18 protein-coding genes and 1 riboswitch are annotated in these 23,534 nt (G+C 44.4%); of the genes, 3 read left to right on the top strand and 15 right to left on the bottom strand.

Going from position 1 to position 23,534, the window contains the following annotated elements:
• Nucleotides 1-41: 41 nt before the first annotated feature.
• From carB to RCH61_RS00180, 11 genes are all read right to left on the bottom strand, one after another.
• Nucleotides 42-3,242: a carbamoyl-phosphate synthase large subunit gene (carB, locus tag RCH61_RS00230; protein ID WP_306479520.1), complete on the bottom strand. Its 3,201-nt coding sequence runs from the start codon at nt 3,240-3,242 to the stop codon at nt 42-44.
• Nucleotides 3,242-4,312, bottom strand: a complete 1,071-nt coding sequence (locus RCH61_RS00225) for a carbamoyl phosphate synthase small subunit (protein WP_178007574.1) — start codon at nt 4,310-4,312, stop codon at nt 3,242-3,244. The genes carB and RCH61_RS00225 overlap by 1 nt, the downstream gene beginning before the upstream one ends.
• A 292-nt stretch (nt 4,313-4,604) precedes the next feature.
• On the bottom strand, nt 4,605-5,144 hold the full coding sequence (gene nrdG, locus RCH61_RS00220) for an anaerobic ribonucleoside-triphosphate reductase activating protein (RefSeq protein ID WP_306479519.1): 540 nt from the start codon (nt 5,142-5,144) through the stop codon (nt 4,605-4,607).
• Nucleotides 5,126-5,302, bottom strand: coding sequence for a hypothetical protein (locus RCH61_RS00215; RefSeq protein ID WP_306479518.1), 177 nt, complete (start codon nt 5,300-5,302; stop codon nt 5,126-5,128). Before RCH61_RS00215 ends, nrdG begins: the two co-directional genes overlap by 19 nt.
• A 29-nt stretch (nt 5,303-5,331) precedes the next feature.
• Nucleotides 5,332-7,491, bottom strand: coding sequence for an anaerobic ribonucleoside-triphosphate reductase (gene nrdD / locus RCH61_RS00210; protein WP_306479517.1), 2,160 nt, complete (start codon nt 7,489-7,491; stop codon nt 5,332-5,334).
• Nucleotides 7,492-7,902: 411 nt separating this feature from the next.
• Entirely contained in the window at nt 7,903-9,318 is a 1,416-nt protein-coding gene (locus RCH61_RS00205; protein ID WP_178007581.1) for an alanine/glycine:cation symporter family protein, read from the bottom strand.
• 2 nt (nt 9,319-9,320) lie between these two features.
• A riboswitch (glycine riboswitch) is annotated at nt 9,321-9,453 on the bottom strand.
• Nucleotides 9,454-9,624: 171 nt separating this feature from the next.
• Nucleotides 9,625-10,464, bottom strand: coding sequence for a 2-amino-4-hydroxy-6-hydroxymethyldihydropteridine diphosphokinase (gene folK, locus RCH61_RS00200; protein WP_306479516.1), 840 nt, complete (start codon nt 10,462-10,464; stop codon nt 9,625-9,627).
• Between the two features lie 120 nt (nt 10,465-10,584).
• Nucleotides 10,585-11,400 (bottom strand): dihydropteroate synthase, encoded by an 816-nt coding sequence (gene folP, locus RCH61_RS00195; protein WP_306479515.1) that lies wholly within the window; start codon nt 11,398-11,400, stop codon nt 10,585-10,587.
• On the bottom strand, nt 11,397-11,888 hold the full coding sequence (locus tag RCH61_RS00190) for an HD domain-containing protein (RefSeq protein ID WP_306479514.1): 492 nt from the start codon (nt 11,886-11,888) through the stop codon (nt 11,397-11,399). The genes folP and RCH61_RS00190 overlap by 4 nt, the downstream gene beginning before the upstream one ends.
• A gap of 47 nt (nt 11,889-11,935) precedes the next feature.
• On the bottom strand, nt 11,936-12,496 hold the full coding sequence (gene folE / locus RCH61_RS00185; protein WP_178007243.1) for a GTP cyclohydrolase I FolE: 561 nt from the start codon (nt 12,494-12,496) through the stop codon (nt 11,936-11,938).
• 4 nt (nt 12,497-12,500) lie between these two features.
• Nucleotides 12,501-13,880 carry a bifunctional folylpolyglutamate synthase/dihydrofolate synthase gene (locus tag RCH61_RS00180; RefSeq protein ID WP_306479696.1) on the bottom strand — a complete coding sequence of 460 codons (1,380 nt, stop codon included), beginning with the start codon at nt 13,878-13,880 and terminating at the stop codon, nt 12,501-12,503.
• A 204-nt stretch (nt 13,881-14,084) separates the two neighbouring features.
• On the opposite strand from RCH61_RS00180, the gene RCH61_RS00175 reads away from it, so the two are divergent.
• The 3 genes from RCH61_RS00175 to RCH61_RS00165 are packed head-to-tail and all read left to right on the top strand — an operon-like array spanning nt 14,085 to nt 17,554.
• Complete coding sequence (locus RCH61_RS00175; protein WP_178007241.1) at nt 14,085-14,477, top strand: GntR family transcriptional regulator; 393 nt, start codon at nt 14,085-14,087, stop codon at nt 14,475-14,477.
• Nucleotides 14,455-15,357 carry an ABC transporter ATP-binding protein gene (locus RCH61_RS00170; RefSeq protein ID WP_178007239.1) on the top strand — a complete coding sequence of 301 codons (903 nt, stop codon included), beginning with the start codon at nt 14,455-14,457 and terminating at the stop codon, nt 15,355-15,357. Before RCH61_RS00175 ends, RCH61_RS00170 begins: the two co-directional genes overlap by 23 nt.
• Nucleotides 15,332-17,554, top strand: a complete 2,223-nt coding sequence (locus RCH61_RS00165) for a DUF6449 domain-containing protein (RefSeq protein ID WP_306479513.1) — start codon at nt 15,332-15,334, stop codon at nt 17,552-17,554. Before RCH61_RS00170 ends, RCH61_RS00165 begins: the two co-directional genes overlap by 26 nt.
• A gap of 119 nt (nt 17,555-17,673) precedes the next feature.
• Here the strand turns inward: RCH61_RS00165 and RCH61_RS00160 are convergent, their stop codons facing one another.
• The 4 genes from RCH61_RS00160 to RCH61_RS00145 form a co-directional block, all read right to left on the bottom strand.
• A complete protein-coding gene (locus RCH61_RS00160) occupies nt 17,674-18,849 on the bottom strand; it encodes a SpoIIE family protein phosphatase (RefSeq protein ID WP_306479512.1) in 1,176 nt (391 codons plus the stop codon).
• Nucleotides 18,850-18,863: 14 nt separating this feature from the next.
• Nucleotides 18,864-20,573, bottom strand: a complete 1,710-nt coding sequence (locus tag RCH61_RS00155; protein WP_178006415.1) for a [Fe-Fe] hydrogenase large subunit C-terminal domain-containing protein — start codon at nt 20,571-20,573, stop codon at nt 18,864-18,866.
• Nucleotides 20,574-20,604: 31 nt separating this feature from the next.
• A complete protein-coding gene (locus RCH61_RS00150) occupies nt 20,605-21,570 on the bottom strand; it encodes a CPBP family intramembrane glutamic endopeptidase (RefSeq protein ID WP_178006414.1) in 966 nt (321 codons plus the stop codon).
• A gap of 218 nt (nt 21,571-21,788) precedes the next feature.
• On the bottom strand, nt 21,789-23,531 hold the full coding sequence (locus RCH61_RS00145) for an NADH-dependent [FeFe] hydrogenase, group A6 (RefSeq protein ID WP_178006619.1): 1,743 nt from the start codon (nt 23,529-23,531) through the stop codon (nt 21,789-21,791).
• Nucleotides 23,532-23,534 lie beyond the last annotated feature (3 nt).

Genomic DNA, 23,534 nt, shown 5'->3' with positions numbered 1-23,534 from the left:
CAATCCTTTCTTCTGCTGCAATTTACATATTACAGCCTTCACTACAGGGCTGCAATATCAATCAGAGTAAGTTTCTTAATATCTGTATTTTCAAGACTTGTGATCAACGCCTGTGCCGTATCGATCGCCGTAAGGACATTCACTCCTGTTTCAATGGCATTTCTGCGGATTACAAATCCATCTTTGGAATGTTCTGCTCCCTGAGCCGGAATATCGATCACAAGATCGATCTTATGACCGAGGATCAGATCAAGAAGGTTCGGAGACTCCTGTTCGATCTTGCGGACCGTGGTTGCTCTTACTCCTGCCTCGTTCAATGTACGGGCAGTTCCTGACGTAGCAAAAATGTGATATCCGATCGCCTCGAATCTGCGGGCAATCTCGGCAGCGTCTTTCTGATCTTCATCCCGAACAGTCATAATCATATTTTTGAATTTCGGAAGTCTGATTCCCGCCCCGATAAACGCCTTATACAAAGCTTCATCAAACGTCTTCGCAATTCCAAGGCACTCCCCTGTAGATTTCATCTCCGGTCCTAAGCTGATATCTGCGCCGCGTATCTTTTCAAAGGAGAATACCGGCATTTTGACCGCCACATAATCCGCTTCAGACTGGAGTCCCGGCGTATATCCAAGTTCTTTTATTTTCTTTCCGATAATCACCTGCGTTGCCAGAGGAACGATCGGAATTCCTGTCACTTTACTGATATACGGAACCGTACGGCTGGAACGAGGATTCACTTCGATTACATAGACGTCCTCTTCGCCGCAGACGATAAACTGAATATTGATCATCCCTATAACGTGCAGTAATTTTGCAAGTCTTCTCGTATATTCTGCAATTTTTGCTTTCGCACCTTCTGTCAGACTTTGTGCCGGATAGACAGAAATACTGTCTCCTGAATGAATTCCCGCGCGCTCGATATGTTCCATAATACCCGGAATCAAAATATCCGTTCCGTCACATACTGCGTCAACTTCAATCTCTTTTCCCTGAAGGTATTTGTCTACAAGGATCGGGTGATCCTGCGCGATTCGGTTGATAATACCGATAAATTCATCAATATCGTCATCATTGATCGCGATCTGCATTCCCTGTCCTCCGAGAACATAGGAAGGACGGACAAGAACCGGATAGCCGAGTTTATTTGCCACTTCTTTCGCTTCTTCTGCCGTGAACACTGTTCCCCCTGTAGGACGCGGAATTTCGCACTCCTCAAGGATCTCGTCAAACAATTCTCTGTCTTCTGCTTTGTCAACATTTTCTGCGGAAGTTCCAAGGATCGGAACTCCCATTTTCATGAGCGCTTCCGTCAGTTTGATCGCTGTCTGTCCGCCGAACTGCACAACCGCCCCGTCCGGTTTCTCAATATCTACAATGCTTTCCACATCTTCCGGTGTAAGAGGTTCGAAATACAGTTTATCTGCAATATCAAAATCGGTACTTACCGTCTCCGGATTATTATTTACAATGATTGTCTCGTATCCTTCTTTTGCAAACGCCCATGTACAGTGCACAGAACAAAAATCAAATTCGATTCCCTGTCCGATTCGGATCGGACCGGAACCAAGAACAAGCACCTTCTTTTTCCGGTCTGTTTTTTCCACTTCATTTTCGCCGCCGAAAACAGAATAATAATACGGCGTTTCTGCTGCGAATTCCGCTGCACATGTATCGACAATCTTATACGCCGCAACAATTCCGTTTTCATGACGCATATCATGAATGTTTCGCTCACTTTTTCCGGTCAGACGAGCAATCACACTATCAGGAAACTCTATCCTCTTCGCTTCTTTCAACAACTCAACTGTCAGTTCCTGCGTCTTCAAAGCTTCTTCCATCTCTGTGATAATCGCAAATTTATCAATAAACCACTTATCTACCTTCGTAATGGCATGGATTGTATCATAATCGATTCCCCTTCTAAGAGCTTCCGCGATTCTCCACATCCTCATGTCATCTACGACTGCAAGCTGTTCCAAAAGTTCTTCTTTTGAAAGTTTCGTAAAATCATACGACATCAGGCTGTCCACATGCTGCTCCAGCGAACGGATTGCTTTCATAAGCGCGCCCTCAAAACTGCTGCATATGCTCATAACTTCTCCGGTTGCTTTCATCTGCGTTGTCAGAGTACGTTTCGCGCTGATAAATTTGTCAAACGGAAGACGGGGAAGCTTCACAACCACATAATCGAGCATTGGCTCAAAACTTGCGTACGTCTTCTGTGTAATCGCATTTTTAATCTCATCAAGCGTATATCCAAGAGCAATCTTTGCAGCTACTTTTGCAATCGGATATCCGGTCGCTTTGGACGCAAGCGCAGAAGAACGGCTCACTCGCGGGTTCACTTCAATCACACAATACTCAAAAGTCTCCGGATGAAGCGCATACTGCACATTACATCCTCCTGTAATATTCAGCTCACTGATAATATTCAAAGCAGAAGTCCGAAGCATCTGATATTCTTTATCACCAAGTGTCTGCGACGGCGCAACTACGATACTGTCTCCTGTATGGACGCCTACAGGATCGATGTTTTCCATATTACATACTGTAATACAGTTCCCTTTGCTGTCACGCATCACCTCGTATTCAATTTCCTTCCAGCCTGCGATGCAACGTTCTACAAGAACCTGTCCCACACGGGAAAGTCTGAGACCATTCTCAAGGATCTCAATCAACTGGTGCGAATCGTGCGCAATACCGCCGCCGCTTCCTCCGAGTGTATAAGCAGGACGAAGCACAACCGGGTAGCCGATCTCATTTGCAAAGGCAAGTCCGTCTTCTACATTTTCTACAACAAGAGATGCCGCGACAGGCTCTCCGATTTTCTCCATCGTCGCTTTAAATTCCAAACGATCTTCCGCTTTTCGAATCGTTTCTGAAGTTGTTCCGATCAGACGTACACCGTTTTCTTTTAAAAATCCGGCTTCTTCCAGTTCCATCGCAAGATTTAATCCTGCCTGACCACCAAGCGTCGGCAAAACACTGTCCGGTTTTTCCTTTTGGATAAGCTGTTCTACTACTTCTACTGTAAGCGGTTCGATATATACACGGTTTGCGATGTCTTTATCTGTCATGATCGTGGCAGGATTGGAATTAAGAAGAACTACTTCGATCCCTTCTTCTTTCAGCGAACGGCATGCCTGCGTACCTGCGTAATCAAACTCCGCCGCCTGTCCGATCACGATCGGGCCCGAACCTATGACTAATACTTTTTTGATACTAAAATCTCTAGGCATTATTTCGCTCCTTTCATCATATCAACAAACCTGTCAAATAAGAAATTGGAATCCTGTGGTCCCGGACATGCTTCGGGATGAAACTGTACCGTAAAAATCTGTTTTCCCACATAGGACAACCCTTCGTTTGTTCCGTCATTTACATTAACAAATGCCGGAACTGCCGTATTTTCATCTAAACTGCCCTCGTCTACAACATATCCGTGATTTTGAGATGAAATATAAACCCTTCCTGTACTTAAATCTTTAACCGGGTGATTGCCTCCCCGATGTCCGTATTTCAGTTTATGTGTCTTTGCACCTGTTGCAAGAGCCATAAGCTGATGTCCGAGACAGATGGCAAAAATCGGAATATCCGTCTCATATAATTTTCTGATCTCCTCTATAATAGAAGTACAATCAGACGGATCTCCCGGTCCGTTAGACAACATGATCCCATCCGGTTTTGATGCGATAATCTCTTCCGCAGATGTATCGGCAGGATAAACAGTTACTTCGCATCCTCTGTCATTTAACGACTTCACGATATTATTTTTTGCCCCAAAATCAAGAAGCGCAACTTTCTTCCCGGCCCCTTCAACAACATATTTCTCTTTGCACGTTACTTTTGATACGACGTCCCCGACTGTATATGCCTTAAGTTTCGGAAGGATTTCTTCCAGATCATAGGACTCGTTCGTTGTGATCATTCCGTTCATCGTACCCTTTTCCCTCAGAAGCTTTGTAAGAGCACGAGTATCTATCCCCGCAATCCCCGGAATGTCCTGTTCTTTCAAAAAATCCTGAATCGTTCCTTCACATCGAAAATTGCTCGGCATACGGGATAACTCCCTCACAATATATCCGTCCGGCCATGCTCTCCCGGACTCCATATCCGGCGTGATTCCATAATTTCCGATCAGCGGATATGTCATAACAACTGCCTGCCCCGCATAAGAGGGATCTGTCAGCACCTCAAGATAACCTGTCATCGAAGTATTAAATACAATCTCACTGATGCAGTCCCGCGTTGAGCCGATGCTCGTTCCTGTAAACACCGTACCATCTTCCAATATTAGAAATGCTTTCATCTGTTCACCCTTCCCTTTCGTATATTCATTTAAGACTCTGACGGCAGATCGTTCAGCCTGCAATCTCCCCCTCCAACCGCCCGTTTTCCAAAATGTTTTTGAAAAAAATCTTCTCTGCGAAACAGTTGATACAGGAAAGGCGCTCTTGGAGTCTTTTCATCCAGAGCGCCCTTGTTCTCAAATTGTAAAGATTATACTACAACCGAGCCCATATTTCAACTGATAAATTTTTCTAAATAAGAGGTGAATTTTCGGTCAAATATGATCAAAATTTCAAAAATAAACTTTCTTTTTACACGCCTTTCTTTACTTTCGGCTGCCACATAACAATCTCGCCTTTTTCAAGACTTTTTTTCGCATTAATGACCCTTTGGTTTGATGAACCTCTGAATACAAGACGGATATCTTTTAGCGCCTCCACGAATTCCCCGTCCACAAGCACATCGATCATAGAGAGCATTTCATCGGTATACTCGCATCTGGCGCGGCTGTCATTTAAAAGTTCCTCATCATACAGATATCCGGTGTAGCACCATATATTTTTCTCAGGGTATCTTTCTCTTACTTTGCGCAGAAGTCCGACAAGCGTTTTTTGATTCTCCGGCTCAAACGGTTCGCCGCCAAGCAAAGTCAGCCCATTAATATACCCCGGTGAAAGGGCATCCAAAATCTCTTCTTCGGTACGCTCTGTATATTCGCTTCCGTATTTAAAATTCCACGTATCTGCGTTGAAACACCCCGGACAATGATGCGTACATCCTGAAACAAACAACGAGACTCTCACGCCTTCCCCATTTGCAATATCACACTTTTTTATTTCTCCGTAATACACCTGAACTCACACCTTTCCTCTACACTCTTATCCCTTTGATATCCATATCCGCCATTGCCAATCACCGGAAGTGCCAAAAGACGCCTTTTGGGATTGTAAGCGGTCGTCATACCAAGAAACAGGATACCAAGCAGGGCATCCTGTTTCTGTTGATTCATTTATCCCTCTTTGTTTCTTGCCCAGCCTTCTACAGGTGAAGCACCCTTTCTTTAATCTCCTGCGTTCTTCCCTGATTCCAAAACTGTGTTCCGATATAACCGCATGTACGTCTTGCAACATTCAGCGTATCCTGATTGCGGTTTCCGCAATGCGGGCATTCCCACTCAAGCTTTCCGTCCTCAGATGTCACGATCTGGATCTCTCCGTCAAATCCACATTCCTGGCAGTAGTCACTCTTCGTATTCAGTTCCGCATACATGATATTATCATAGATAAAACGGATCACCTGAAGAACAGCCGGAATGTTATCCTGCATATTCGGCACTTCTACATAACTGATCGCTCCGCCTGTGGAAAGCGCCTGGAACTGGGATTCAAATCTCAGTTTATCGAAGGCGTCGATCGGCTCGCATACGTTTACATGATAACTGTTTGTAATATAGCTTTTATCTGTCACACCCGGAACAAGACCGAATCTTTTCTGAAGGCATTTTGCGAATTTGTATGTCGTACTCTCGATCGGAGAACCATAAATGCTAAAACCAATGTTCGTCTCTGCTTTCCATCTGTCACAAGCCTGATTCATATACTTCATTACATCAAGAGCAAACTGTGTTGCAGACGGATCCGTATGGGATTTTCCTGTCATATATTTCACACACTCATACAAACCTGCATATCCGAGAGAAATCGTAGAATATCCGCCGTAAAGTAACTTATCGATCGTCTCTCCCTTTTTCAGACGAGCCAAAGCGCCAAACTGCCACAAGATCGGAGCCGCGTCAGAAAGAGTTCCTTTCAGACGGTTATGTCTGCACATCAATGCACGGTAGCAAAGATCCAGCCTCTCATCAAATATCCTCCAGAATTTATCCTCATCTCCGCCTGAAGACAGAGCTACATCTACAAGGTTGATCGTCACAACACCCTGATTGAAACGTCCGTAGAACTTATAGTTTCCGTTTTCATCTTTCCATGGACTAAGCGCGCTGCGGCATCCCATAACAGGGAAGCAGTTGCCTTCTTTGAGTTCTTTCATCTTCTTCTCGGAAATATAATCCGGGACAAGACGTTTCGACGTACATTTTGCCGCAAGTTCTGTCAGATAGAAATACGGAGCGCCCTCTTCGATGTTGTCCTCTTCCAACACATAGATCAGTTTCGGGAACGCCGGTGTCACCCATACGCCGGCCTCGTTTTTCACACCTTTGTAGCGCTGTTTTAATGTCTCTTCAATGATCATTGCAAGATCTTTTTTCTCCTGCTCGTTTTTCGCTTCATTAAGATACATAAATACTGTAAGGAACGGAGCCTGACCGTTTGTCGTCATCAGAGTGATCACCTGATATTCGATCGTCTGCACTCCTTTTATAATCTCTTTTTTCAGACGTCCTTCCACGATATCGTTGAGCACCTGCTTCGGATAATCAATTCCTACCATCTCCATCTCCTGAAGAACTTCTGTGCGGATCTTGTCTCTTGACACCTGAACGAACGGTGCAAGATGCGCGAGGGAAATGCTCTGTCCGCCATACTGATTGCTTGCCACCTGTGCAATAATCTGCGTTGCAATATTACATGCCGTAGAGAAACTATGCGGCTTTTCAATCATTGTTCCGCTGATAACTGTTCCGTTCTGAAGCATATCTTCCAAATTCACAAGATCACAGTTATGCATATGCTGCGCATAATAATCCGAATCATGAAAATGAATGATCCCTTCTTTATCTGCCTCCACGATATCTTCCGGGAGAAGCATTCTCTGTGTCAGGTCACGGCTCACCTCTCCGGCCATATAATCGCGCTGTACACTGTTAACCGCCGGATTCTTATTAGAATTTTCCTGTTTTACATCTTCATTGTTGCATTCGATCAGGGAAAGGATTCTATTATCCGTCGTGTTAGCCTTACGCACAAGTGATCTCTTATAGCGATATCTCACATATCTTCTTGCCAGCTCAAACGCGCCTGTCGCCATGATCTGATCTTCCACAAGATCCTGTATCTCCTCAACGGAAACTGCACGGTTCAGCTTATTACACTTAAATTCAACAAATTCTGCGATATCTTCGATCTGAGAATCTGTCAGGCTTCTTCCTTCTGAAGAAGAATCCGCTTTCGTCACAGCAACGACAATCTTCTTAATGTCAAATACTTCTTCTGCTCCATTTCTCTTGATAATCTTCATATTCTGCCTCTCCTCATCTATCTTTTTTTTCATATGCATTCCGCTTCTCTGCTCCTGCGGATGTTTTGCGGAAAGTTTGCCTCATATCTCGCATCACACGGCTTTCATGTTCCGCGCTGTCTAAATCCTATTCTAATACAAAATATAGTATAATGCAATCCCCAAAACACATGATAATGTATTTTCAGAACAACTGTATTTTTACGAAAGATTGTCGTTTTTATAGGAATATTTCCGTTTCCTTTTACACAAATAAACACCACAGATAAAATTATCTGTCACTTTACCCATTTTCTTATGAAGTACACAAAACGAAGAAATTACCGGAAATGGTCGCCAGCAAAAAAAGCCTGCCCTATCTAATTGATAAGTACAGACTTTTCTTTTTCGTTTACAATTTCATTCTTTTCTTTACTTTGCCTTCTTCTGTCTTGCGAAATAGTCTTTCGTTTCGCTCACGACAACTCCGCTCAGCGCCAAAAGAGCGATCAGATTCGGAAATGCCATCAACGCGTTAAAGATATCCGCGATATTCCAGACAGCCGCAACTGTCATATACGGTCCGATAAATACTGCAAGGATATAGAGCCAGCGATATCCTTTCACTACAGATTGATTTCTGTTAAAGAGATATTCGATACATCTCTCACCGTAATAGTTCCAGCCAAGTATTGTCGTAAATGCAAAGAACACAAGGCAGAGCATCAAGGCAAACGAAGCCACAACCGGAGGGAATGGCAATCCTTTTTGGAATGCAGCCACCGTAATTTCAACGCCTTCAAGTTCCGGATTCATCCAAGTACCCGCAATCACGATAGAAAGACCTGTCATCGTACAGATTACGATTGTGTCAATAAATGTTCCCGTCATAGAAACAAGTCCCTGACGAACCGGTTCTTTCGTCCTTGCCGCTGCCGCTGCGATCGGCGCGCTTCCAAGTCCTGATTCATTCGAGAAGATCCCGCGCGCAATCCCTTTCTGCATCGCAACAACCATCGTTCCCATCGCACCGCCTGCCAGCGCACTGCCTGTGAACGCTGATTTTACAATCGAAACAAGCGCTGCCGGAACAGCCGTAATATTTGTAATAATGATAATCGCACCAAGCGCCACATAAAGCACCGCCATAAACGGAACAACAACTTCCGACACTTTTGCGATTCTCTTAATGCCGCCGATCACGACAAGTCCGACACAAAGCGTCAGGATCAGTCCTGTCACAACCGTAGCCATTGTATAATCATGACCAAAAGCAGAAAAAACAACATTTGCCGATTTCGGATCAAAAAAGTTTTTTACTGCTGACGAGATACTGTTTACCTGCGTAAACGTACCGATACCAAAGAGACCTACACCGGCTCCGAAAAATGCAAAAACCTTAGCCAGCCATCTCCAGTTCTTACCCATTCCGTTTTCAATATAATAGAACGGTCCTCCGAGGACATGCCCGTCTTTGTCGATCGTGCGATATTTGATCGCCAAAAGGCCTTCCGCATATTTTGTCGCCATTCCGAAAAACGCCGCGATAACCATCCAAAACAGCGCTCCCGGACCGCCTGCCGCCAATGCGGTTGCAACTCCTGTGATGTTTCCGGTTCCGATCGTTGCCGATAACGCTGTACAAAGCGCTCCGAAACTGGTCACTTCACCATGTCCATCCTCTTCATTTTGAAACATAAATTTTAGTGCTTTCCCGAGATGTCTTATTTGTAAAAGACCCAGCCGGGTTGTGAGAAGAAATCCTGTAAACAGGATCAGAATGATCAATGGCAGTCCCCACACTGCCTCGTCGATCACCTTAATGATTTGGTCGATTTGCTCTAACATTCCTTTATACCTCCATCCTTTTGCCTGAGAGACTCGCAGCATTCGCTATCAAAAGCCGAATCCGCCGCTTACACCTTCGGCGCTCTTTCGCCGCCCTCACCACAGACAGCAAAGAGACTCTCCTGAGTTTTCTCTTTCGTGCTTTAACACGACACAGTTCAGAATAGCATAGAAGATAATAAAAATCAAGATTTTTCTATGAAAGGCTTTGTACGACCTTTTTCATACAATTCACTTATAATCGGTATGATTACTGACGACGTCTTTTTCTTCCAAAAAATGCCGCAGCAGCCCGAAGTTTCTGCTCTATTTTTCGACATTCCTCTGTAAGGTTTCCAACATTTCCGTTACAGTCTTTCCGTACAATGGATGACGGACATACGGTGCAATCTCCGTCAGTGGACGGAGCACGAACTCCCTTTTATGCATTTCTACATGAGGGATACATAAATGATCCTCCTGGCACACAAGATCATCATATAAAATAATATCCAGATCAAGCGTTCTCGGTCCCCAGTGGATCTTTCTCTCCCTGCCCGCCGCTTTTTCAATTTTGTTTAACTCTTTCAAAAGTTCCTCAGGATAAAGCAGTGTTTTTAATTTCAGACATCCATTCAGAAAATCATCTTGATCCGTCACTCCGTACGGAGGCGTCTCAATCAGAGCAGAAACTTTTTCAACACGGCAGCCTTTTATCCCATCCAATGCTTTTACTGCATCGGCAATATATTTTTCTTTATCTCCGATGTTAGAACCAAGCGCAATATATGCCGTATGCCATCCACGCTCGATCGAAACGCTGACCGTTTTCAGCGGAAGCCGTACAGGCGCCCACGGTTTTTTAATCTCCAGCCGGATCTTCTGAAGTCCGGCCGTATCCAGCAGAAGTTCTTCTGCAAGGCTTTCCGCCGCCCGTTCCAAAAGCTGAAAGGTATGTTCCCGCAAATAGCGATCTATAAAAGCGCTCACTTCTCCGTAATGAATGGATGCGGTCAGATCATCTGCAAGCCCGGCTCTTCGTGTGTCTGTATAAAGAACTGCCGAAACCAAAAATTTTTGTCCCAGCACATTTTCTTCCGGAAACACACCGTGATTTGCAAACACTTCCAGATCTTCTATTCTAATTTCATCATATTTTTTTCTCATTTTCTATCTTTCTTCCTCTCCGCTGCACATTCTCCTGTACGTCAAACCTTCCTTTATCTAAACTGCACGCAAGCGAAGCAGTCAGCCCGACAGCTTCGCTTGCCTGTTTTACAGTCCTGATTATACTTCATGTTCCCGCATGATCGCCTGCGTCATAAGAATTGCCCTTTTATTTTTTTCCACATCATGAACGCGTACAAATGCACATCGCTTCTGTACTGCATAGACCGTCGTCACTGCCGTTCCTTCTTCCCGCTCGTCTGCCGGAAGATCCAGTGTAAGACCGATCACGGATTTCCGGGACGTTCCAAGAAGGATCGGAAGATGCAATTCATGCATCACCTCCAGCTTCTGTATGATCTCCAAATTCATTTCATATGTCTTTCCAAAGCCGACTCCGGGATCAAGAATCATCTGATCCCGAGAGATCCCTGCCCGTTCTGCAATTTTAACACACTCTCTCATATCTTCCATAAAATCAGGAAGAAACCTGTTGTATGACGCCTCCGTCCGGTTATGCATCAGGCAGCACGCAACTTGATTTGCAGCAATAACGCCCGCCATTTTTTCATCATATTTCAATCCCCATATATCATTTACAAGATCGGCTCCGGCACGAATCGCCGCCTCTGCCACCGCACTTTTATATGTATCAACAGAAACAGGAACATCAAATTCCCTCTTCAGTTTCTCAATAACCGGAACGACCCTGCCGATCTCTTCCTCATCTGTAATTTGAACATGACCGGGACGGGTTGATTCCCCGCCTACGTCCAAAATATGCGCGCCCTCTCTCACCATCTGCTCTGCATGAGATAACGCCGCATCCATCTTATCAAAACGACCTCCATCCGAGAAGGAATCAGGGGTCACATTCAAAATCCCCATAAGATATGTATTATGTTCTGTGTCAAATTCTTTTCCGCCTATGATCATATTTTTATCTCCATATTTTTCTTTTCTTTTTCCCAGTTACATTCCCTCTGTGCCGGACAGGCAAAACATACCCTGGACGCCTTATCCGCTTCATACAGAAGCTGTTCCAATCTTCCTGCATTTTTTCGAAGCCGCCGATGTCCGCGCACCGCGGCGATGATCTCTGTCTTCTCTTCTTCAGAAAAAGTGATTTCCTTCGGAAGTTCTGCCAGGATCTTTCCGGCGATCTCCTCTCCGGCGATCTCATGGGGAATCCCTTCCTCATACTGAAGAGACTTTCCTATATCATGCAGTACTGCCGCCGCATAAATCACATCTTTTCGAAATCCGTCTGCATTTTCCAAATTAAGAATATACGCGATCCTTGCCACATCAAGAAGATGAGACATCTGATGTCTGCAAAAAATCCGGTCTTTTTCCGCCTTTTCCAGCCTGCTGTAATATTCTTTATATAACGGATGACTCATCACCGCATTTACTCTTTCCATATCTTTTATCTTTTCCTCCGGCAGTCCTTTTCTTTCATCTGTCTGATCTAGCCTCTTTCAAGCATTCTGAAAAAACGTTCTTCCAAAAGAGGATCTGTCTGAAACGCTCCTCTTTTTGCAATCGTCACGGTCTTACTTCCCGGTTTCTTTATTCCCCGCATCGTCATACACATATGCTCCGCTTCAATAATAACTGCCGCCCCTTTCGGCGCGATCTCTTCCATCAGTGCATCTGCAATCTGCCCTGTGAGCTGTTCCTGAAGCTGGAGTCTTCTTGCAAACACTTCTACAGTTCTAGCCAGTTTACTAAGACCTACGACTTTCCCATCCGGAAGATACGCAATATGAGCTTTCCCATAAAAAGGGAGAAGATGATGCTCACACATAGAATAAAAAGTAATATCCTTTTCCACAACCATCTCGCTGTTTTGCGCATGAAACGTTTTCCTTAAATGGTGTTTTGCATCTTCTTCGTACCCGCCGTATATTTCCTCACACATTCTGGCGATCCGATCCGGCGTATCAATCAGCCCTTCCCTTCCGACATCCTCTCCGATTCCTTCCAATAATAATCTGACTGCTTCTTTTACTTTCTCCTGATCTATCATTTTTTCATCCTTCATCTTCTATTAAATGCCTTTTTTGCTCCGTCTGCTCTTTGTAAACCGCTTCTTTTACCTGCCCTAAATAAGACAGAGATCCGAATGCAAGAATAATATCGTCTTCCCCCGCATCCCGAAGCGCTTTTTTCACCGCCTGTCGGATCTGTCCGACTGCATATACCGGCACATCTTTTGATTCTGCCAAAACGGCTTCTTTTAGTTTCTGTGCACTTAAGGTCCGTTCCGTATTGGGAAGATCCACTGCATACACACATCTTGCATAAGGGATCATGCTCCGAATGATCTTATCATATTCTTTATCCCGAAAAACGCCCATAATATAGATCAGTTTCTTTCCCGGGAAATACGTCCGTACCGATTCCGCCAGCCTTTTTGCCGCATCCTCATTATGAGCGCCGTCCACAAGAACGATCGGACGTTCTGAAATATTGGTAAATCTTCCGAACCATTCTGTTTTCAAAAAACCTGTCTTCACCGACTGTTCCCAGTCTTGTTCCTTCTGCCAAAACGGCTTCTCTTCTGACTGTTTCAGAACATGTACGGTCTCCCACGCAGTAACTGCATTGATCAGCTGATAAGTTCCTGACAGACGGATCTGTATATTTTCGGTACTTTTATAAGAAAACCTCATACCGCGGTAATCTTCTTCTAAGATAACAGCTTTTTCCGGCTCTGCATAAAAGAGCGGGCATCCAAGTTCCTTTGCTTTTCGTTCCAAAACAATCCGCACTTCAGATTTTTGCGGCGCCGACACTACCGTACATCCCGGTTTCATGATCCCGGCTTTAGTTTCCGCAATCTCAGAGAGTGTATTGCCGATGATCCCGACATGATCCATACTGATCGAAGAAAACACGGCACAAACTGTATTTTTCACAATATTGGTCGCATCTTCTTTGCCTCCCAACCCCGATTCCAAAACAACAAAGTCACATTTTTTCTTTTCAAAATACAAAAAAGCTATCGCCGTCTCAGCCTCAAAGACTGTCGGAAGCGGTTCTTTCGCTTCTTTTAACCGAACGATAGCATCTTGAACTTTTTCTGTCTCTTCTGCAAAACTATGCTTCGATATCATATCTCCGTCAACTTGTATCCGCTCACGATATGAAACGACTGTCGGTGATACATAACGCCCGATCCGGTATCCTGCTTCACTTAATATTGTAGAAGTGTAAGCGAGCACAGATCCTTTTCCATTCGTTCCTGCGATATGTATGAACCTCAGCCGATCCTGGGGATTACCAAGTTCACGCAGCAGACCTCGAATTGTATCTAAGCCAAGTACACTTCCGTATTTGGACAACTCATCCAAATATACCCTTGCTTCTTTATAGGTCACACTTTTATTCCTTTCCTGAAAATAAATGATAAATTTGTTCATTGCCGGCTTGCTTGCCGAGCAGACTTATCATAGCACTATTCGTTTCATTACACAAGATTTACATTCTTTATCTCTCCATATTTCTCTCTTATTTTTCTTTTTCATATAGACATTATGCAAAATTCATGATACGATAAGTGTACTATATATCGTAATACACTTAATACACTCATTTTAAAGGAAGGAACAAATATGATCTCCATTGACTATCAAAGCAAACTGCCGTTATATGAACAGATTGCAAAAAGATTTCAAACTCTTATTTTAAAAGGCGTACTTCCGCCCGATTCGCAGATGCCTTCCGTTCGCTCCCTTGCCATAGAGCTTTCAATCAATCCGAACACGATACAGAAAGCGTACGCATTATTAGAGCAGGAGCACTATATTTATCCTGTAAAAGGACGGGGAAATTTCGTTTCTGACACGACAGAACTCATTGAACAGACAAAAAAAGAACTTTTGGAAAATACCGTCCGCCTCATTAAGAATGGAAAAGAACTGGGAATCAAACGCGCAGACTTTACTCATCTTATTGACCAGATCTATCGAAAGGAGAACTCTCATGATCGAGTTGAAGAATCTTGACAAAACATTTCGGATGATCCACGCTTCCGATCACGTCACAACCTCTATTCAGGACGGAATGGTGTTCGGACTCATCGGATCAAACGGGGCCGGAAAAAGTACGCTCCTGCGTATGATATCCGGTATTCTCAAACCAAACGAAGGGGAAGTTCTCATTGACGGACAGCCTGTTTTCGAGAACCCTTCCGTAAAATCACAAGTCTGCTTTCTATCGGACACACCTTACTTTTTTCCGAATGCAGATATCGAACAAATGCGAAATTACTACATGCTCTGTTACCCGTCATTTAACAGAAAACTGTTTGACTCTCTTACAAAAAAATTTAATCTCAACCCAAAAAGAAAGATCAGCAGCTTTTCAAAAGGAATGAAAAAACAAGTATCGATTTTGCTCGGTCTTTGTACCGGAACAAAATATCTCCTTTGTGACGAGACATTCGACGGACTGGATCCGGTTGTCCGTCAGGCTGTTAAAAGCCTGTTTGCCGCAGAGATATTGAATCGGGATTTCACACCGATCATCTCTTCACATAATCTGCGGGAGCTCGAAGATTTCTGTGACAGCATCGGACTTTTGCATCAGGGAAAACTTCTGCTTACCCAAAGTTTAGATCAGATGAAATACTCTGTCTGCAAACTGCAATGTGTCATCCAAGACTCACATAAGGAACAGCAGTTTCTGTCTTCCATAAAAATACTGAAGATGGAGCGCTCCGGTTCTTTACTGACGCTCACTCTTCGCGGAAATCAATCAGAAATTCTTTCTGCTGTACAGACTTATGATCCTGTTTTTGCGGAAGTCCTTCCGCTCACACTCGAAGAAATATTTATAAGCGAAACGGAGGCAGCCGGTTATGATATCAAAGATTTCTTATATTAAACTTATTTGGGAGGACATACGTCACAGAGGATGGCTTGCCGCCCTTTCCGGCGTCCTGTTCTTTCTGTCAATGCCTGTTTACACACTGATCTACCTTGACAGCTATCCCGATCTTCCGGAAATATCAAAAGAATTCGCGGATACATTTTCCGGATTCATCAGTGGATATAATTCCGCTTTTCTCATCATACTGATCGGAATTCTCGGAGTAACGATTGGAATAAGCGGATTTCAATTCATGCATAAAAAAGAAAAGCTTGATTTTTATCACGGACTTCCACTAAAGCGCCATCAGTTGTTCGGGATCTCTTATCTGTCAGGACTTTTCCTTTTTCTCGTTCCTTATGTAATATGTACTGTGCTGACGATCCTTGTAGGCGCCGGAAAAGGAATTATGACCCCGTCTCTTGCCGCAGAATGTTTTCTGTCAATGGGAGTAGGTATCCTCGGATTCCTCCTGATCTATCACACATGTATTTTTGCAGGAATGCTGACCGGACAAAACGTAACGATGTTCCTCGGAACACTTGTCATCGGCGTCTATCCAAGCCTTGTATTGACGCTGCTGCCTTCACTGCAGGACGCTTTTTTCCAAACAACATTTAACACCTACAGCACGTTATCTGTAAAACTTGCGGAATATTTTTCTCCGTTTCCATTGTTCATCCGTCTGCTTGAACGAAACGCTTCCTATCTCAATATTCCCATGATCGGCGCCGCCCTTGTTTTAATCATCGTTCTTTTTGCCGCTTCGATCGTGCTGTACCGTTTTTACCCTTCGGAAGCCGCCGGAAACGCCCTTGCTTTCAACCTTACAGCTCCTGTATTCAAAGTGCTGATCAGTATTCCTGCCGCCGTGTTTGCCAGCCTTCTTGCCAGTTCGTTTATCGGAACTTCCGGCACTAAATGGATCATCATCCTGAGCATGATCTCCATTATCCTGTTGTGCGGACTGATTGAATTTATTTACTGTCAGGATTTGAAAATGCTTTTGAAAGGATGGCTTTCTTCTGCAATCGCCATCGGATTCGTAGCCGTCCTGCTTGCAGTTTTCCATTTTGACATATTCGGGTATGACACTTATCTCCCAAAAGAGGAAAAGATTGCTCGGATCGGGGTTCTCCCGGATTCATTTGCTTCCTATTTTTGGTATCCCGAAGACTATACTTCAGCAGCTGACAAAGAAGAATTCATTCTTTCCGATGACATTGATATTGCATATGAACTGGCGCAGTCAGGAATCAAAAATGTTAAAAAAGGCATTACTCCAAGTACGCTCTACTCCGATGAAGCGCTGCTTCGAACGTCTGAAGATTCCGATGATTATCTGTGTGCCGGATTTTGCTTCGAACTGGAAAGCGGAAAGAAAATTTATCGGAACTACTGCGTCTCCTATGCTGAAACACTTGAAACAATCACACAACTCTGCGAAAAGGAGACTTACCGACGGGAACTTTTCCCGATCTTCCATGTCGGGAAAGAAACGGTATCTTCTATCGCGGTTCAAGATATCTATATGTCTTCCGAAGAGTTGCTTCTGACACCTGAACAAAGAACGGAACTTCTGACCGCCTATGAAAAAGACGTCTTGAGTGCAGATATCCGAAAACTGGAGAGCGAAACTCCGATCGGAGAATTGACTCTTACCATTCACTACGATCCTCACAAGGCGAAAAATACCGATCTTCCATTTCATTCATCGGTAAACGGAGCACAGTCATGGAAAACCGCAATAGATGTCAACTATCCGGTCACGTCACCTGAAAACGGAGCTCATTACCAGACGATCTCTGTCGGTGCACTGTATATTTATGAAAACTATGACAACACCCTCTCCTGTTTGGAAAAATACGGATATAAACCAAAAAGACTTATCAGCGCAGAAGATATTGACACGATCACCTTATATTTAAGCGGAGACTCGATGGAGGCAAACAAATGGGACAATCTTCTGGCATCCCTTTCTTCTGCCAAAGACGAAAACAATTCCGATCCTAATGCAGATACTTATGACCCATCAGATGAAAAAGACGCAACATCCATGTTCACAGTCACCGCGCCTGAGGATTTCCGACTTATTGCAGAACATCTTCACCTCAATAACCCCGAATTTCTCGACCATACCGGAGACTCCCGCGATTATGCCGACGTAACATTTAAAAAAGAGAAAGATTGTTTCAGTTATCTCTTGTACTAAACATTTTTATCCGGTATTTCTGACAAAAGCAGCATTGCCTTTCGTAAGCAGATCCTTTTCTTATCTGCTCGCGAAGCAATGCTGCTTCTTTCTTTCACTTTTTCATCCCGAAAAAACACTTAATAATAACTTACTTTTACTCTTCTTCCCATCTTTTCCGCTGTAGAAACAAGCTGCTCTACCAGGTTCTGTCTCATACTTAAATCAAAATTCAATTCCGACTCTCTGTGAGCATCATTGACTGCTGTCCCTACGAACAGATTCAATTCCGTACATTCTTCGATCAAAAGTTTTGCCAGTTTAGACGCTCCGTTTTCTGCATCAAGCTCATCAAAAAATTCCGCGTCAAACTCATCTCTTACATATTTTTTCAAAAGCTTCAAACATTTCCCCAGAGTAAGAACCCCTTCCGTCACAAGATCGATTCCTTCAATAACCGCTGTCGGAGGAACATCGGGATTACGGCTGTCCGCCTTTGTAACAATGTCCTTTCCGAGAATCCGCGCCGCAATGTTGGCGCTCGTTCCTCCGGCTACAACTTTCTTTCCTTCCATACGCATAAACTCGTGCATTATCCGCTCATCGTCTTCCTTCTCTTTCGGAGGTCCTGTAAAAATATTCACAACTCTTCTCTCAATCACTCGCGCAACCGCAACCGTTGTGTCATCTCCCGGTTTTTCTTCGTACAGTTCATCGCAGGCCTGACTTAACATCACTGCCAGACGTGAGGCAGACATCGTCTTCTTCGTACATTTGAGTGTATACTCCGCCATGGCTTCCCATGTCCACCCCTGAAGATTCAAGATCGATCCTGCCCCAGCATAGATCACTCCATCGCTCATCAGAACAAAGCAGTCATTTTTCTGTACTTTGAACCGATATTCATGGATCTTCTTCCCCTCGATCTCACGGGTTTCATACGCATAATCTACAATTTTTCCATTACGGATAAACACACAGGACGGATTGTCAAACTCCACAAGGTACGCATCACCGCTGTGAAAGATCTGCAAGACAGAAAATGTCGCATATGCCACCTTTCTCACCTGACAGATTGGAAGTGTTTTCGCAATCGTTTCCACACAGGATTCCAGAGCCGCCCCTTCATAGAGCATTGTCCCGAGAATTTTGGATGTCAGTGTCGCTAAAATATTCGCCTTCACACCACTTCCCATCCCATCTGCAAGGATCAGAATGTCGGAGTCATCGGTCTTTAGCACTTCCACCTTATCTCCGCACAGCTCTTCATGATGCTTATTCAGACTTTTCCAAGCCACATCAATACTTACACTCATTCTTTTTCGCCCTCTTAATCTTCTTCATTCAAGATCGAATCTCTTAATTTCGTCAATGTAACCTTCGTCTCAGCCGTCGTCTCTCCCAGAAGTCCCGCGATCTCCTGCGCAACCATCATCTGCTTTTCGATCACCTTCTGCGCCATCTCCACAGTTCCGACTTTCAGCTTATAATGCTGTTCCCGCACTTTTTCTTCCCTTGTCACATCCTGATATGTCACCAGAACAGCGTCCAGATTGTCGATATATACGATCGTCTCCTCAACTGTCAGCCTGTCGTTATCGATCTTAATTTTTTTATGCATCACAGATTGTTTCGTATTCAGAACTTCTTCGATGTCCTGGGTCTCAATAAATTCAAAAATATACCGTTGTACCGCTTCCTCCCGTCCGACTCCGAGAAGATCCTGCCCTTTCCTGTTGCAGTCTAATATCTTCATATCGCTTCCAATGACAAAGATCATATTCGGCGTCACATCCATCACAACATTGGACATCGATTCTGCCTGCGTCAGTGCATAGGGCATACACATCGACAGTTCGGCTTTCCCCTGAAAGACCGCAACCGCTTTTTCTCTGCATGTAGAATACCCGCATGCCCCGCAGTTCAATTCGTCTTCCGCAGAATATTTTCCTGTAGATTTTAAGATATGCCGGATCTGTTCTTCCGACGGCATCTCATCAGAAAGACTGTGATCTCCGAACTCTTTGTGCAATTCTTCCTCCGTCATATCAGGAAGATCTCTCGCTGCTTTATAGGAAACGCCGTTTTCTATTTTTACTTTTGTCTTTACATAAGATGTGTTCCAATGTGCAGACGCAGGACCTTTCGCACATCCGCCTTCACAGACGTTCGCCTCGATAAAACAATGATCCAGCTCTCCTTTTCCGAGACATTCCAACATCTCCATACAGTTTTCCAGTCCGTCCACAAATACTTTATGATATCCGTCCGCATCTTCTTCTGTGATCACAGACTGAATCACCCCTCCGCTGACAGGATAGAGCCTGTTAATCTTAGGATCCGGATTCCCCATCGGTTTCTCTTCGCACTGACGAAGATTGATCCCGGCTTCCGAGAACCAGTCTGCCAGCTCTTCAAACGTCAGAATCGCATCGATCGCTCCGAACACTCTCTCATCTCCGATCGCCTCCTGCTTCTTCGCAATACACGGTCCTAAAAATACAACCTTCACATCCGATCCATATATCTTCTTAATATATCTGCCGTGGGCTACCATCGGCGATACGACAGGCGCCATATACTTCGCGCAGTCGGGATAATATTTTTCAATCAGATCATTCACACTCGGACAGCATGTCGTAATGATATTGGACATCTGATTTTCCCGCACAAGTTTCTTATATTCATTTGTCACAAGAGCCGCCCCTTCCGCAGTTTCTCTCACCTCATAAAATCCGAGTTTCAAAAGTGCGTCCACGACCTGCCCCGGCTGATCAAAATCAAGAACTCCGGCATACGACGGAGCGATCGATATGATTGTTTTGAATCCCTGTGCCAAATACCCTTTCACTCTGTCCAGATCACTTGCAAATGTTTTCGCATTCTGCGGACAGACTTCCAGACAACGCCCACAGTTGATACAATGATCGACCATAATGCGCGCCTGCTCGTCTTTAACACTGATCGCTTTTACTGCGCAGTTTCGTACGCATTTATAACAATGACGGCATTTTGCATCTTTAAAATCAATGACTTTCATTCCTCATACCTCCTGTAGGATGTCCGCTTTTTTACAAAAACGGCTCCATAAATGTAAACGCCAAAAGCATCAGTCCGTTAAACAGATTATAACCAATATAAATGACCGCTGACGGTGTCGTAAGCGCGTTGAGATAATAACTTCCGGGCGCCGCGTTTTCTTTCAGCCAGCCGATCCACTCTTTTCTTCTCATGATCAGAAGGATAATGCCAACCACAAAACCAATACCTAAAAATGCAGTAAACGCAATTCCTTCCACATGATCCGGAAGCAGTTCAAACAGCCCGCCGATCACATCTCCGAGGATAAAATTATTCGCAATATGAAGGACAATCGACCATTTTATCGAATATTCGATCGCCACATATCCTAAAAGAAGTCCCATGAGTATTCCAAATACGATCTGAAGCGGATTCATATGCATAATGCCGAACAAAACTGCCGAAACGATAACCGCAAAACCTTTTCCATATTTTTCGAACCGTCTCATAAGAAAGCCTCTGAAAACAAGCTCTTCCACAACCGGTCCGACGAATCCGGCATAGATCATTATCATAATTCCCATATCCCCGCCGACCGAAGCAAGCTCCGCCAACGTATCCAAAGAAACTCCCAACTGATCCAAGAACAATTCCGCTGCACCTATAGTCAATGAAAAAATCATCTGCGCCATGATTATATAAATACAAAATCTTGAAAACGCGCCTGCCGTCATCTTCCGTTCCGTTTTTTGGAAAAGATTGATCTTTTCCGCATTTGAACCGTCAATCTTAAAAAGACAGAAAACTCCGATCAAAACTCCCGCTATCATCCCTGCGGAAGCTGCTGTTCCGGTTACCTCCGAAAGGAGCGACTCCGCAGAACCTCCTGTCTTCGTCAGCGCCCCAACCATGGCAGAAACCAGCTCTGTCACAACCGTCATGATCAGACTGTACCAGATCAGATTTCTTGTCGCAAACGCCGTATCTTTCCGAAACAAATGCCAATCCCATCCCATATACAATTCCCCTTTCCTGATAAATCAACAGACAGAGGCACATCTTTCACAGCCTGTTTTCGGTTTTATCTTTGTCCCCTGTCTGTCCTCTTTTGAATAAAACAGCTTTTATAATTATAACACAGGAAAGTCTAAAAGACTTTCCTGTGTTATAAAATATCTGTCATATAGTAACAGTTCCGCCCATAACAACCCGGATCAGTTGTTTCACAGACTTTTTAATTCACTGTACGTTTTACATATGTCGTATGAAGGATGTGATGTGCCTTCTCACTTCCCGGTTCCCCGAGATATTCGCTGTAAACCCGTTTGATAGACGGATTCTCGTGAGATTTTCTCAATGTTTTTGCAGCGTCGTTATCGTAAAGCACTTTTGCACGGATCGCCTTTACATCTTCAAAGTTGCGTACATCCGCATGTACTTGCGGCTGACCGCCGCCGTTGACGCATCCGCCCGGACAGCACATAATCTCAACAAAATGATAATCTGCCTCTTTTGCTCTTATTTTATCCATAATGATCTTTGCATTGGAAAGTCCTGAAGCAACGGCAACTTTCACATCCATCCCGGCAACGCTGTAAACTGCCTCTTTGATACCTTCTGTTCCGCGCACTTCTGTAAATTCTACTTTTTCAAGTGTCTCGCCTGTCAGTTCTTCCACTGCTGTACGAAGAGCCGCTTCCATAACACCGCCTGTCGCGCCGAAGATCACGCCCGCACCTGTAGATTCTCCGAGCGGATCGTCAAAGCCTTCCTCGGGAAGACTGCGGAAATTAATTCCGACTTTACGGATCAGACGGGCAAGTTCCCTTGTCGTGATCGAAATATCTACATCAGGAACACCGCCTGCGTCCTGATCTTCTCTTTGGATCTCAAACTTCTTCGCCGTACAAGGCATCACGCTGACACAAACAATATTTTCCGGCGCGATGTTCATCTTTTCCGCATAATATGTCTTCGTGATCGCTCCGAACATCTGCTGCGGTGATTTACAGCTCGACAGATGGTCAAGCTGATCCGGATAATAATGTTCGCAATATTTTACCCATCCCGGAGAACAGGATGTCATAAGCGGAAGAACGCCTCCGTTTTTCACTCTGTCGAGGAATTCATGCGCCTCTTCCATGATCGTAAGATCCGCGCTGAAATCTGTATCAAATACTTTATCAAATCCGATCCTTCTAAGAGCGGCAGCCATTTTGCCTTCTACATCTGTTCCCATCGGATAACCGAATTCTTCACCGAGAGCCGCGCGCACCGACGGAGCAGGCTGCACGACAACATGTTTTGTCTCGTCTGCAATAGCAGCAAGGACATCATCGATATTGCTCTTTTCATAAAGCGCGCCTGTCGGACATGCCGCAATACACTGTCCGCAGCCGACACAACTTGTATCTCCCAGCCCCATCTCAAACGGAGAGCCGATAAATGTCGCAAAACCTCTGTTGTTTGGTCCGATCACGCCTACGCTCTGCACTTTTTCACAGACAGCGGAGCATCTCCGGCAAAGAATACATTTATTATTATCGCGAACCATATGAACTGCGCTTTCGTCTAATTCATAATGGGGCGTCTCGCCTTCAAAATAATTTTCATCTGTCACTCCAAGTTCCTGACAAAGTTCCTGAAGCTCACACTGTCCGCTTCTGACACAGGACAGACATTTCTTGTCATGGTTCGATAACAACAACTCCAATGTTCTTCTTCTTGATTCGAGAAGCTTCGGTGTATTTGTCTGTACTTCCATTCCTTCTGCAACCGGATGCACACATGCCGCCACAAGATTTCTTGCGCCCTTTACTTCTACAACGCACATACGACAGGCTCCGATCTCATTGATCTCTTTCAGATAACACAAAGTCGGTATCCTGATTCCCGCAGCCTGCGCCGCTTCGAGGATTGTAGAGCCGGCAGGCGCTGTCACATTCAAACCATTGATCTTTAAATTCACATTTTCCATCTT

Source organism: Mediterraneibacter sp., from assembly GCF_030825015.1.
Classification (GTDB): domain Bacteria; phylum Bacillota; class Clostridia; order Lachnospirales; family Lachnospiraceae; genus Mediterraneibacter.
The sequence above is the reverse complement of the archived record's forward strand: the minus strand, read 5'-3'. Positions and strand labels throughout refer to the sequence as shown.